Below are 12,425 nucleotides of genomic sequence, written 5' to 3'. Positions count from 1 at the left end.
GCCTTCAACTGGCTAAAGCCAGAACGATAACCTGCACGCTCCGCGCACAGGCTGCCGTAGTCAGTTAAAGCTTTTGCATATATAGAAAACAGAAACACAGGATTGACAATATCAGTCCTGTGTTTTATAATACTTATATATTATATAACATATAATATTGAAAGAAAAGTAATATTGATAATAAGATAATATTAAGAATTAAACAATATTAAAAATATTATAATATTATTGCAGTAATCATGAACCGCAACTCGTTATAAAGGATAGAACAGTAACACAAGTTCCTATTGGTAAACAAAGTCTACAGAACAGGAAGTGAGAGAATGGTATTTAACACAGGAGCAGCGCTTCTGGATGCAGTTGTCTTGGCGGCTGTTTCCAGGGAGAATCAGGGAACTTACGGGTATAAAATTACCCAGGATGTCCGCCGGGCTATTGAAATTTCAGAATCGACCCTGTACCCGGTGCTGAGACGCCTTCAGAAAGAAGAATGTCTGGAAACCTATGATATGGCTATTGACGGAAGAAACAGGAGATACTATAAGATAACGGAGAACGGACGCGCTCAGCTGAACCTCTATAAGAGTGAGTGGAGTATCTACTCACGCAGAATATCAGAAATCCTGGGGGAGGTATGAAGAAGATGAAAAAAGAAGAATTTATAAGACAACTGGAATATCTGCTTCAGGATATTCAGGAGGATGATAAGAGAGATGCCATAGACTACTACAGCGACTATCTGGAGGAGGCCGGTCCGGAGAGAGAGGCAGAGGTTCTGGAAGGATTCGGAAGCCCTGAACGGATTGCTTCGATGATCCGCACGGAACTTTTAGGAGGTATGGAAGGCGCGGGAGAATTTACAGATAACGGCTATGATGATCATCGGTTCAATACATCGTCCTATCCGGCTGTGAAGGGCAGGGAGCAGCAGGAGCATAGCCGGGACGGAGAATCCCGCAGCGGCGGAGAGTACCGCAGAGACAGGGAATACCGGGGCAATGGATATCGGGGAGCAGAAAGAACCGGTAATTCCGGCAGCCGGGGAAATTATGAAAAGGGAAGTTACTATGAAAAGGGAAGTTATGCCGATAAGAGCCAGGGCGCTAATCCGGATGACGGAAAGTGGTGGAAGTACCTGTTGATAGCCCTGGGCATTCTTTTTGCAGGACCATTTGTGATAGCGGCCGTGTTCGGCGCGTTTGGAACTGCTACCGGATTTGTTGCTGTGCTGGCGGTCTGCCTGCTGGTTCTTGCAGTTTTGACATTAGCCGGTATTCTTGGCGGGATAGCCATGGTGGTTACCGGCCTGATACAGCTCTTCGGCAGCTTTTGGATTGGCGTTATGAGCATAGGGCTGGGTCTTGTATTTACAGGCGCGGGATTACTGCTGCTGTGCTGTTCCTGGCTGTTCTATGGAAAGTTTCTTCCGTGGGCGGTTATGGGGATCGCCGGCTTCGTAAAGAAATTGTTTCATAAAGGAGGGAAGAATCCCGGCAATCAGAGCGGTAATTGCCGCAAGGAGGATGAGAGATGAGAAAATGGATGAAAGGAATTGTAATAGCCGGAGTAACCCTGCTGTTTATCGGCACAGCGATTACAGCGCTGGCGGCTGCTGTCGGGAATGTCCAAGAGAAGTCATACAACAGCCTGGCCGGATACCATTTTAATTTCGGCGTAATGAAGAGCATCGGGAATGCCCTGCGGCCTGGCAGAGTCCAAATCAGAGACTACGATTCAGACCTGGAGCCGGAAGAGGATTGGGATTATTCCGATGATTTTAACATTTCCGAGAAAAACGAAATGATGCTCGTCGGCTCTTATACCAATATTGCAAAGATTGAAATTGAAGCCGAAAGGGCGGCGGTGAAAATTGTAGAAAACCCTGAACTGACTAACGAAATCCGGGTTTATATGAAAGAAGACCGTTATGCCAGGATTAAAACAGAGAATGACGGGCCAAATGAACTCTCTGTGGATTATTCATTTTCTTACAGAGGCTCGTCATGGTCCGGCAGAATTACCGGCTATACAGAGGGAATCGTGGAAATTCCTTCCGGATACCGGTTCCGGGAAGCGGAGCTGAAGGCAAAAGCCGGATATATGGAGGCCGGAGCCATCAGCGCCGATGATCTGGAGGCAAAGGTACAGGCCGGTGAAGTGAGGATTGGCAGCTTCCGGGCGTCAAATGCAGAACTCACGGTGGAGGCCGGCAGCATTACGGCATCAGGCGATTTCGAAACCTATCTGGAGACTGAGTCAAAGGCCGGGGCCGTCCGTGTATTCCTGCCGGGCAGTGACCGGGATTATAACTTTTATCTTGAAAATGCGGTGGGAAATGTTGTGATCGGAGAGTCTGTTTATTCGGGCCTGTCCAATGATAAAAAAATAAATGCTCAGAGCGGGAAGACGGTGAAGATTGACTGCGCGGCAGGTTCTGCCGAGATACAATTCACCGGCGGCAATTAAAGCAGCAGACATAAATTCAAGACAGGCGCAGCCGTCCGGAGCGGACATGGCTGCGCCTGTTGTTGGTGCATAAAAATACATTTTAAATACCGCCGTTTATTTTTAAAAACTGATAATCGGCATACTGTTGGTAAATTGAATTACGGTTGCCCCGGGTGATGGGAACCCGTTCTCCATTTTCCATCACAAAGTCGTGCTTATCAACAGAGTCTACATGATCCATATTTACGATACAGTTGCGGTAGCAGCAGAGAAACTGAGGATAACACAGCAGGAGCGGCGAAAACACGTCGAACTGCTGGTAGGAGCGGATCAGTCTGGCACCGGTGTGGATTTGAATATAGTGATTATAATAATCGGTATAGATAATTTCATTAAGAGGTATTTTGACCAGCGTGCGGCTTTCTTTTACCTCGATATAACGGATATGCTTAGCCAGTTCATTCTGGCACAGATCCATGGTTTTTTGAAACCGTTCCTCGGACAGCGGCTTCAGCAGATAATCAAAGGCGCGTACTTCAAAGCCCTGAAGCGCATACTCTTTGCTGGAGCTGATGAAAATCAGAAGACATTCCGAATCGGTTTCCCGTATTTTTCTCGCAACCTCTATGCCGGAGATGCCCTCCATCAGTATGTCCAGAAAAATCAAATCATAGGATTTGGAAGGCCAGTTTTCTAAAAAAGCTTCTCCGCTAGTGTAGGTGTCAATTACTCTGTACACCTGGCGGCTTGACAGGTATGACTGGAGGCAGCGTTCCAGCAGAGACAGTTCCTGCCCGGAGTCTTCTATAATAGCAATGTTCATTTAAATCTCCCCTAGTTACAAATTCTCGTTTCTATTTTAACAAAATAGCAGCGATGTTTGAAAAAAATGTTGGTAAAAACATGTCGAAATATGTAAAAAACTTGAAGTGTGTTCTGATTTAAGTATATTCTGAATAATAGTGCAGTCAACTATAACTGTATTTTACAGGGTATTAAAACCGGAGCACAAGTAGTTATGCTGTCTGAACTGCTATAATCTGGAATAAATATATAAATTTTGTATATACAGGAAACCGCGGGGCATACTCTAAGTACATTTTGGAAAGGAGTGTGCTTTTATTATGGAAAATAAAGCTAAGAAAAACGATAAATTCGATCCGGCGGATCTGAAACCGGAGGATATGATGAAATTTGAAATTGCCACCGAACTGGGGCTGGCAGACAAGGTGATAAACGGCGGCTGGCGCAGTCTGACGGCTAAAGAGAGCGGCCGGATCGGCGGTCTTATTACAAAGCGGAAAAGAGAAATGAAAAAGGAAGTATTGAAAGATAACAACTGATCCCATATAATGGATATCGAAATCATTTATACGAATTTTGATTCTGCTGGGGAAAGGCCAAAGAGGAATGGAGAAAAATAAACTCAGAAGCGGATATACGACGGGAACCTGCGCGGCCGCGGCTGCCTGGGCAGCTGTGCGTTTACTCTGCTCCGGGACGAAAGAAAGCCCGGTTTCAGTACTTCTGCCGGGCGGACGGCGGGCGGCAATCCAGGTTGTTCATTTTACCGCTGAAAAGGGTGGCTGGGCTATGTGCTCAGTGAAAAAAGATGCGGGTGACGACCCGGATGTCACGAACGGAACTCTGATTTGTGCAAAAGCGTGTCTGGCGGGACAGGAAGACCCGGGACAGCCCTGTTATACTTCGGACCGGTATCCGGGAGTTTATGTGACCGGAGGCGAAGGCGTCGGGATTGTAACAAAGAAGGGGCTATCCTGTCCTGTCGGGCACTATGCCATTAATCCGGTTCCCAGAGAGATGATTCTTGAGGCGGCTTTTGAGGCAAGGTGCTGCTATGGAAGGCCGGACGAGAGAATTATAATAGAGATTTCCATACCCGAAGGAAAGGAGCTTGCAGGCAGGACCTTCAACCCTGCACTGGGAATAACCGGAGGGATATCCGTGCTTGGCACTACCGGAATCGTGAATCCGATGAGCGAGAATGCGCTGCTCGAGACGATACGCCTGGATATCAGAGTCAGGGCTTCGGAGGGCAGGAGAATATTGGCGGCAGCCCCGGGAAATTACGGGGAACGTTTTCTCAGGGAGGAATTTGGGCTTGATATGTCCTCTTTTGTCAAGTGCAGCAATTACATAGGAGATACCTTCCGTATGATGAAGGAGGAAAAGATTGACAGGGTTCTTCTTGCCGGCCATCTTGGGAAGCTCATCAAGGTAGCGGGAGGCGTGATGAACACCCATTCGAAGTATGGAGACAGAAGAATGGAGATCCTGGCCGACTGCGCCCGAAAGGCGGGGCTCGGGCCGGAAGCGGCCGACCGGCTCCATGGCATGAATACGACAGATGAGGCAGCCGAATTTCTTGAAAGAGAGGGCTGCCTGAGAGCGGTTATGGATGAGGCGGCGGGCCGGGTAAAAAAGAACCTGGAGGATGGTTTCGCCGTAAAAACAGAGGTGGTTCTGTTTAACCAGGAAAAGGGGCTTCTGGCGGCGACGGAAGGAGCGGCGGAGCTTACCGTATTATTGAAGGCGGCGGCCTGTGAGCAGAGCGCGGTTATCGTTAAGGACAGAGCATTAAAAGATTGATAACTGGAACAATGGCATATATGTATAATTATTAATAAATATGAATAAATGCGAAATATAAGATAAAGATGTTGCAGAGAATTTACAGGGAGGAAAACAGATGGTACATTTTGTAGGGGCCGGTTCAGGTGCGGCGGATCTTATTACGGTGCGGGGAGCCAGGCTTCTTGGGGAGGCGGATCAGATTATTTATGCAGGTTCGCTGGTTAATCCGGAACTTCTTGAGTACAGGAAGAAAGGCTGTCTTGTCCATGACAGTGCGGGGATGACACTGGAGCAGGTGATCGGGAAGATAAAAGAGGCGGAGGATAAAGGGATGGAGACGGTCAGGCTCCACACGGGCGATTCCAGTATTTACGGAGCAATCCGTGAACAGATGGACTTCCTGGACCGGCTTGGAATTACATATGATGTGTGTCCCGGCGTCAGTTCCTTCTGCGGGGCGGCGGCATCAATGAATCTGGAGTACACGCTTCCGGGCATATCGCAAAGTGTTATCATTACGCGGATGGCGGGAAGAACGCCGGTACCGGAGCGGGAGAGCATTGCGTCATTTGCCGCTCACAGGGCGACCATGGCGGTATTTTTAAGCACAGGAATGCTCGGGCCGCTGTCTAAGGAGCTGATACGGGGCGGATATGAGAAAGATACGCCGGCAGCCATTGTCTATAAAGCAACGTGGCCGGATGAAAAGAAAATGCTCTGCACGGTGGGAACACTGAAGGAGACAGCCGCCAGGGAGCATATCACAAAGACGGCGCTGATTTTGGTAGGCGATGCCATTGCCCACAATTGCTACGAGAGATCAAAACTCTATGACCCCGCCTTTACCACCGGATTCAGGACTGGGCTGGCGGATGGGAAGGGGGAGCATAAGGATGAGGCTGGCAATTATTAGTTTTACCGTTCAGGGAGGAAGGACGGCGGAGCGGTTGGAGAGAGGATTTAAGGACCTGGGGCATCAGTCCCGGGCCTTTTCGGTGCAGAAGCTTAAAATCCCCCTGAGTAAATTCGTGGAGACAGCCTTTCGGGATGAGGAGGGACTGGTTTTTGTCGGGGCAGCCGGTATCGCAGTCCGTTCGATTGCGCCCTGTTTGAAAGGAAAAGACAGGGATCCGGCCGTGATCGTGGTAGATGAGCTGGGGAATTTTACCGTTTCCCTGCTGTCGGGCCATCTTGGCGGAGCCAATGAACTGGCGCTGGCGGCGGCATCCATTTTGGGCGCACAGCCGGTGATAACTACGGCTACCGATATAAACCATGCTTTTGCGGTAGATTTGTTTGCAAAGAAAAATGAACTGGCGATCGATGATTTAAAGGAGGCGAAGGAAATCTCCGCCGCAGTCCTGCGGGGCGAGCCGGTAGGCTTTTTCAGTGATTTTCCGGTGGAGGGCAGAATACCGGAGCCGCTGACCGAAGGGGTATGGCGGCGAAAAAATATCCATGTCACCTGCCGCAGTTCGGACGGTAACAGCGCCGGTTTTCCCGGCAGGGGTACCAGCCGGCTCCGCCTGATTCCCAGGGCTGCGGTTCTCGGCATGGGGTGCCGGAGAGGCGTTTCTACCGCTGCGGTGGAGGAAGCTGCCAGACAGATGCTGTCCGGCAGCGGGTTTGATGAAAGAGCTGTCAGAATGCTGGCGAGCATTGAGCTGAAGCGGGACGAAGCCGCGCTTATAGAGCTGGCGGCGGCGCGAGGGCTTTTGTGGAACGTTTTTTCAGCAGAAGAGCTTCAGAAGGTGGACGGCAGTTTTGCCGAATCAGAATTTGTAAGGGGCGTCACCGGCGTCGGAAATGTCTGTGAGCGCGCCGCTCTGGCGGGGGCCGGTATGAGGGGAAAAAAAGCCGTTCTGGCAGCAGGAAGAAGAGTTTTTCCTTCTGTGACCGCGGCTATTGCAGTCGAAGAAATTACGATTCGGTTTTAGAGTTACTGTTCACCCCCCCCTCCCCGCCAAAAAGCAGCGTGCTGCGAACAATAACACGCTTCGCGATGCACAGAAACGGCAAAAAGCGCCGTTTCGCGCCGTAAAACTCAGGATTTTCGTGCAAAACGCGCACGAAAACACCTCGCGGAATACAACCGTGTGAACAGTAACGTTTTAGATATCCGATAAAATAATCCGGGAGAGGAACAACAGTGCATATGCAGGATAAAACAATAGAGATTGAGAAAGTGCGGGATAAAGCAGTGAAGGAAGAAGCGCTTAAAAAGAAATTATACGTGGTAGGCATCGGCCCGGGAGCGTATGAGCAGATGACGATAAGGGCGGCGCAGGTATTGGAAGAATGCAGCGTGATAGCCGGATACACAGTTTATATTGATCTGATAAAGGAACATTTCCCCGGCAGGGAATTTCTTACGACGCCGATGCGGCAGGAGAAGGAACGCTGTCTGATGGCTCTTGAAACGGCATCAAGGGGAAAGGTGACGGCCATGATTTGCAGCGGGGACAGCGGCGTATACGGAATGGCCGGTCTGATTCTTTTGCTGGCGGCAGGCTTCCCCGATGTGGAGGTGGAGGTGATACCCGGCGTTACGGCGGCTCTGAGCGGAGGGGCCGTTCTGGGAGCGCCTCTGGGCCATGATTTTGCAGTGATAAGTTTAAGTGATCTGCTTACGCCGATGGAAGTGATTGAGAAGCGCCTCAGAGCGGCGGCGGAGGGGGACTTCAATATCTGCCTGTATAATCCGGCGAGCAGGAAGCGGTCGGATTATCTGAAACGGGCCTGTGAGATTCTGCTGGAATATAAAGCGGAGGAGACGGTCTGCGGCCTTGTGAGGAATATCGGGCGCGCGGGAGAACATATGGAAATAATGACGCTGAAACAGCTTAAGGATGCACCGGCCGATATGTTTACCACCGTGTTTATCGGCAACAGGATGACAAAGGAGGCCGGCGGCAGAATGGTCACGCCAAGAGGGTATAAAAATGTGTAAGGTACTGATTTTCGGCGGAACGACGGAAGGCCGGATTCTGGCGGAATATTGCAGTGAAAACAGGATCCCGGCTTATGTCAGCGTGGTGTCGGAGTATGGAAGGGAGCTTCTGAAGGAGGATCTGTATGTACGTCCTTTGACAGGCCCCATGGATGCAGGGCAGATGAGGGCATTTATCGCGGACGAAGCGATAGAGCTTGTAGTTGACGCCACTCACCCGTACGCGAGGAATGCGACGGAAAATATAAAGTCGGCCTGCCGTGATACCGGAACCGCATATCTGCGGTATTTAAGAAATACGGAGGATGAACGGGAAAATGCGGGAGACGAGCTGTTTTCCACACCGGAGGAGGCCGCCAAATGGCTGGAGGAGACAAAGGGAAATATTTTTGTCACAACCGGCAGCAATGAACTGGCGGCGTTTGCCGGAACGGAAAAACTGAAACACCGGATTTTTGCGCGCGTCCTTCCCTCCTCATTTGCAGTTGGGAAATGCGAGGAGCTTGGCATTACGGGTAAACACCTGATTTGTATGCAGGGACCGTTTACAAAGGAGATGAACGCTGCCATGCTGCGCCAGACAAACGCCGCCTATCTTGTGACTAAGGAGACGGGAAAGGCGGGAGGCTTCGATGAGAAGCTGGAGGCTGCCAGGGAATGCGGCGTTTCAGTGATTATCATTGGACATCCGAAAGAAACCGGCTCCGGGATGAACCAAATTTATTCACAGCTGAGCCGGTTTTCCGTCAGAGGAACGCCGTTTGAAAGACGGGAGGTGCTGCTTGCGGGCATCGGACCGGGCTCTGAGGCGCTGATGACACAGGAGGTGCGGGAGGCGATCCGAAACAGCGATTTTCTGATTGGAGCGCCCAGAATGCTTAAAGCGGCGGCCGCCTGTATCAAACGGGAACAGACGGAGGGAGAATTGCCTGCCGTTAAGACGGCTTATCTGGACTTTGAGGTGGAGGAGGCATTGCGGCTCCACCATGACTGGCAGCGCGCCGTCATACTGTATTCCGGGGACAGCGGTTTTCACAGCGGAACCAGAAAACTGGCGGAGAGGCTTAAGAAAAACGGCTGCAGCTTCCGGGTGCTGCCGGGTATTTCTTCGGTCAGCTATTTTGCGGCCAGGCTGGGAATCTCCTGGGATGACGCCCTGCTTGCATCGGCCCATGGCTATGAGTTTGATGCGGCTTCGGCTCTAAAGAGCGGCTGCCGGAAGATTTTCCTTCTAACCGGTGGGAAGAACGGCGCCGGGGAACTCTGCCGCCGTCTCACGGAATCGGGATTCGGGCACGTGAAAGTTACGGTGGGGGAGAAACTTTCTTACCGGGATGAGCAGATAACGGAAGGTTCGGCAAAGAGCCTGTGCGGCAGAGAATTTGAGCCGCTCAGCCTTGTATTAATTGAGGAAGAAAATGATGAGAGATGATTGGTTTATCAGAGGAAAGGTTCCGATGACAAAGAGCGAGGTCCGGGCGGTAGCCCTGTCCAAACTGGAACTCGGGGAAGGTTCCCTGCTTTGGGATATCGGGGCCGGAACCGGTTCCGTCGCCATCGAGGCGCTGCTTTGCCGCCCCATAAAGGCCGCATATGCGTTCGAGAAGAAGGCGGAGGCGGTGGAACTGATTTGTAAGAACAGAGAGAAGGCCGGACTTAGAAACCTGACGGTGGTGGAAGGGGATGCCCTGGAACAGATAAAACGGATAGCGGACAGGCGGAATAAGGGGGAAAGCGGGGACGGGGAGGCGGCTGGAGGAACGCCGGTGGCTACTCATGCATTTATCGGAGGAACGTCGGGCAATCTGGAGGCGGTTGTCGAGCTGCTGCTTTCCCTCAATGGGCAGATGAGGATTGTTATCAATGTGATCGCCCTGGAATCTCTGGCTTTGGTGACTGCCATGCTTAAGAACCGGGGAATCGAGGCGGAGATTGTACAGGTTCAGGTATCCAGGGCGGTCAGGACAGGGAGCTATCATTTGATGCAGGGGCAGAATCCCGTCTATATCATATCATTCGGAGGAAGAGAACCGTCCTCCGGGCATGAGAAAGAGGGGATGCCCAGAATCATGTTTGCTGCGCCGGGGAGCGGAAGCGGCAAGACATTGCTGACCTGCGGCTTCCTGCAGGCGGTAAAACAGAGAGGTCTTCATCCATGTTCGTTTAAGTGCGGTCCCGATTATATCGATCCGATGTTCCACCGTTATGTCCTTGGGATTCCCGGGATGAATCTGGACAGCTTCTTTTTGGAGGAGGGGGCTGTGAAGGAAAATTTTGTCCGTTCAGCAGAGAGGGCCGGAGCCGGCATTGCCGTGATCGAGGGAGTGATGGGATATTATGACGGCGTGGGGGGAATCGATACCCGGGCCAGCGCCTATGACATCGCAAGGATAACAGAGACTCCGGTGATTCTGGTAATGGACGGCAAAGGAGCGTCGCTGTCCCTGGCCGCTACGGTGAAAGGATTTGCAGCTCTCAGGAAGGACAGCCGGATAGAGGGAATCATACTGAACCGGACTTCACCTTCCGTTTGCGGACGATTGAAAGAACGGATCGAGGCGGAGACCGGAATACCGGTTGTGGGCTGTCTTCCCGATTCACCGGAATACCGGTTTGAAAGCCGTCATTTGGGCCTTTTTCTGCCGGGGGAGACAAAAGCGCTTCAGGAGAGGATAGAAAAGCTGGCGGGGCAGATGGAACAGACGGTGGATATCGGGCGCATCCTGGCCATAGCGAATCAGGCGAAGGAGCTTCTTCCCAGCGCGCCGGAGAATGATGCGGGGAACCGTCAGGCATTTTTTTCAGCACATACGGAAGAAAAAGTAAGGATAGGCATTGCCCGGGACGAAGCCTTCTGCTTCTATTACCATGAGAATCTGGAGCTTTTAAAAGAGCAGGGGGCGGAGCTTGTCTGCTTCAGTCCCATTCACGATAGGAATCTGCCAAAGGGCCTGGACGGCTTGATACTTGGCGGAGGTTATCCTGAGAATTATGCAGAGAAGCTTTCTTCTAATGAAGAAATGCTTCAATCCATCCGTGAGGCCTGGCTGGCCGGTATGCCTGTTCTGGCAGAGTGCGGAGGTTTTTTATATTTACATGAGATGCTCGAGGGCAGTGACGGCAGCGTTTATAAAATGGCTGAAATTTACAAGCAAAAGGCATTTAATACGGGAAGACTCGGCCGGTTCGGCTATATCAGTCTGACAGGGCCTGGCGGAATGAAAATTAAAGGCCATGAATTTCACTACTGGGAGAGCGGTGATCCGGGGGAGGACTGGCTGGCTGAGAAACCGGCGTCCGACAGGAGCTGGCACTGTATCCACCAGGATGGACCCCGGATCTGCGGCTTTCCGCATTTTTATTATCTGTCTGCTCCGTCTTTTACGGAATGGTGGCTGGAACAGTGCAGGTTATGGAGGAAAGATACGATATGAAATACTATTTTGCACCGATGGAGGGGATAACCGGATATGTCTACCGGAATGCCCATCACCGATTTTTTCCGGGCGCAGATCAATACTTTACGCCCTTTCTCTCGCCTGCCCAGAATCATAAGCTGAGTTCCCGGGAGAAAAATGATATCCTTCCCGGACATAATGCCGGGATATCCCTGGTTCCACAGATCCTGACAAATAAAGCGGAGGATTTTATCTGGGCGGCCAAGGAACTCAGCAGCTATGGCTACCGGGAAGTTAACCTGAATCTGGGCTGTCCCTCCGCCACTGTGACCGCAAAAAATAAGGGGGCCGGTTTCCTGTCCGTTCCAAATGAACTGGATCGTTTTTTGGAGCAGGTATTTTCCGGGCTGGAAACGGAAGCTGTCCAGGTTTCCGTGAAAACAAGAACCGGTATGGAAAGCCACGATGAATTTGTAGAGCTTTTAAAAATCTATAACCGGTACCCTCTGAAAGAATTGATCATACATCCCAGGGTCCGCAGTGATTTTTATGCCAATAAACCGGAACGGGAGGTGTTTTGCCGCGGAGTGAGGGGCAGCAATAATCCGGTCTGTTATAATGGGGACATCTTTACAAAAGAAGAATGCGCCCGCTTCCGGTCAGACTTTCCGGAAGATGAATTTCCAATGCTTAAAAGTATTATGTTAGGCAGGGGAGCCGTTGCCAATCCGTGGCTTTTCGCCGAAGTAAAAGGGATAAAGGAGCGTTCAAAGCCGGATAAAGCCACGTTAAGGGCCTTCCATGACCAGATCTTCTACGGCTATCAGGAGATAATGTCGGGAGACAGAAATACTCTCTTTAAGATGAAGGAATTATGGTTTTATATGGCCGGGCTCTTCGATGACGGCGGTGAGGGAAAAAAGGAGAAGTATATAAAGAAAATAAAAAAAGCTCAGAATGCAGTGGCTTATCTTGATGCTGTGGGGGCATTATTCGAGGAATTTAATTAAGCAGGTGAGGACGCCGCCGGTACG

General features: G+C 50.9%; 12 protein-coding genes. 11 read left to right on the top strand and 1 reads right to left on the bottom strand.

Annotated elements, in window-relative coordinates; translation table 11 throughout:
* Positions 1 to 323 precede the first annotated feature (323 nt).
* Genes CLOSYM_RS08495 through CLOSYM_RS08485 form a run of 3 tightly spaced genes read left to right on the top strand, consistent with a single transcriptional unit; the run spans position 324 to position 2,466 of the window.
* Complete coding sequence (locus tag CLOSYM_RS08495; protein WP_003506802.1) at positions 324 to 638, top strand: PadR family transcriptional regulator; 315 nt, start codon at positions 324 to 326, stop codon at positions 636 to 638.
* Positions 639 to 643: 5 nt separating this feature from the next.
* Positions 644 to 1,534, top strand: coding sequence for a DUF1700 domain-containing protein (locus CLOSYM_RS08490; RefSeq protein ID WP_003506809.1), 891 nt, complete (start codon positions 644 to 646; stop codon positions 1,532 to 1,534).
* Complete coding sequence (locus tag CLOSYM_RS08485; protein WP_003506810.1) at positions 1,531 to 2,466, top strand: DUF4097 family beta strand repeat-containing protein; 936 nt, start codon at positions 1,531 to 1,533, stop codon at positions 2,464 to 2,466. Before CLOSYM_RS08490 ends, CLOSYM_RS08485 begins: the two co-directional genes overlap by 4 nt.
* Positions 2,467 to 2,548: 82 nt before the next feature.
* Here the strand turns inward: CLOSYM_RS08485 and CLOSYM_RS08480 are convergent, their stop codons facing one another.
* Entirely contained in the window at positions 2,549 to 3,271 is a 723-nt protein-coding gene (locus CLOSYM_RS08480) for a LytR/AlgR family response regulator transcription factor (RefSeq protein WP_021641801.1), read from the bottom strand.
* Between the two features lie 301 nt (positions 3,272 to 3,572).
* Here CLOSYM_RS08480 and CLOSYM_RS08475 point away from each other — a divergent pair, with 301 nt between their 5' ends.
* The 8 genes from CLOSYM_RS08475 to CLOSYM_RS08440 all read left to right on the top strand — a co-directional run bounded on the left by CLOSYM_RS08475 (position 3,573) and on the right by CLOSYM_RS08440 (position 12,401).
* Complete coding sequence (locus tag CLOSYM_RS08475) at positions 3,573 to 3,791, top strand: small, acid-soluble spore protein, alpha/beta type (protein WP_003506815.1); 219 nt, start codon at positions 3,573 to 3,575, stop codon at positions 3,789 to 3,791.
* Positions 3,792 to 3,858: 67 nt separating this feature from the next.
* Complete coding sequence (cbiD, locus tag CLOSYM_RS08470) at positions 3,859 to 5,058, top strand: cobalt-precorrin-5B (C(1))-methyltransferase CbiD (RefSeq protein WP_021641800.1); 1,200 nt, start codon at positions 3,859 to 3,861, stop codon at positions 5,056 to 5,058.
* 100 nt (positions 5,059 to 5,158) lie between these two features.
* Positions 5,159 to 5,956 carry a precorrin-4 C(11)-methyltransferase gene (cobM, locus tag CLOSYM_RS08465; RefSeq protein WP_021641799.1) on the top strand — a complete coding sequence of 266 codons (798 nt, stop codon included), beginning with the start codon at positions 5,159 to 5,161 and terminating at the stop codon, positions 5,954 to 5,956.
* Complete coding sequence (locus tag CLOSYM_RS08460) at positions 5,937 to 6,980, top strand: cobalt-precorrin 5A hydrolase (protein ID WP_021641798.1); 1,044 nt, start codon at positions 5,937 to 5,939, stop codon at positions 6,978 to 6,980. The genes cobM and CLOSYM_RS08460 overlap by 20 nt, the downstream gene beginning before the upstream one ends.
* A gap of 212 nt (positions 6,981 to 7,192) precedes the next feature.
* Positions 7,193 to 7,993 carry a precorrin-3B C(17)-methyltransferase gene (gene cobJ / locus CLOSYM_RS08455; protein WP_004462320.1) on the top strand — a complete coding sequence of 267 codons (801 nt, stop codon included), beginning with the start codon at positions 7,193 to 7,195 and terminating at the stop codon, positions 7,991 to 7,993.
* On the top strand, positions 7,986 to 9,425 hold the full coding sequence (gene cobK / locus CLOSYM_RS08450) for a precorrin-6A reductase (protein WP_021641796.1): 1,440 nt from the start codon (positions 7,986 to 7,988) through the stop codon (positions 9,423 to 9,425). The genes cobJ and cobK overlap by 8 nt, the downstream gene beginning before the upstream one ends.
* Entirely contained in the window at positions 9,412 to 11,427 is a 2,016-nt protein-coding gene (locus CLOSYM_RS08445) for a cobyrinate a,c-diamide synthase (protein ID WP_021641795.1), read from the top strand. Before cobK ends, CLOSYM_RS08445 begins: the two co-directional genes overlap by 14 nt.
* Entirely contained in the window at positions 11,424 to 12,401 is a 978-nt protein-coding gene (locus CLOSYM_RS08440; protein ID WP_044902267.1) for a tRNA dihydrouridine synthase, read from the top strand. The genes CLOSYM_RS08445 and CLOSYM_RS08440 overlap by 4 nt, the downstream gene beginning before the upstream one ends.
* Positions 12,402 to 12,425: the final 24 nt, after the last annotated feature.

It is taken from the genome of [Clostridium] symbiosum ATCC 14940 (genome assembly GCF_000466485.1).
In the GTDB taxonomy this organism is placed as follows: domain Bacteria; phylum Bacillota; class Clostridia; order Lachnospirales; family Lachnospiraceae; genus Otoolea; species Otoolea symbiosa.
This window is presented reverse-complemented; position numbering and strand designations above follow the sequence as displayed.

Coding starts and splice junctions, on each gene's coding strand:
- CLOSYM_RS08495 (WP_003506802.1), top strand. CDS start 324: ATGGTATTTAACACAGGAGCAGCGCTTCTGGATGCAGTTGTCTTGGCG.
- CLOSYM_RS08490 (WP_003506809.1), top strand. CDS start 644: ATGAAAAAAGAAGAATTTATAAGACAACTGGAATATCTGCTTCAGGAT.
- CLOSYM_RS08485 (WP_003506810.1), top strand. CDS start 1,531: ATGAGAAAATGGATGAAAGGAATTGTAATAGCCGGAGTAACCCTGCTG.
- CLOSYM_RS08480 (WP_021641801.1), bottom strand. CDS start 3,271: ATGAACATTGCTATTATAGAAGACTCCGGGCAGGAACTGTCTCTGCTG.
- CLOSYM_RS08475 (WP_003506815.1), top strand. CDS start 3,573: ATGGAAAATAAAGCTAAGAAAAACGATAAATTCGATCCGGCGGATCTG.
- cbiD (WP_021641800.1), top strand. CDS start 3,859: ATGGAGAAAAATAAACTCAGAAGCGGATATACGACGGGAACCTGCGCG.
- cobM (WP_021641799.1), top strand. CDS start 5,159: ATGGTACATTTTGTAGGGGCCGGTTCAGGTGCGGCGGATCTTATTACG.
- CLOSYM_RS08460 (WP_021641798.1), top strand. CDS start 5,937: ATGAGGCTGGCAATTATTAGTTTTACCGTTCAGGGAGGAAGGACGGCG.
- cobK (WP_021641796.1), top strand. CDS start 7,986: ATGTGTAAGGTACTGATTTTCGGCGGAACGACGGAAGGCCGGATTCTG.
- CLOSYM_RS08445 (WP_021641795.1), top strand. CDS start 9,412: ATGATGAGAGATGATTGGTTTATCAGAGGAAAGGTTCCGATGACAAAG.
- CLOSYM_RS08440 (WP_044902267.1), top strand. CDS start 11,424: ATGAAATACTATTTTGCACCGATGGAGGGGATAACCGGATATGTCTAC.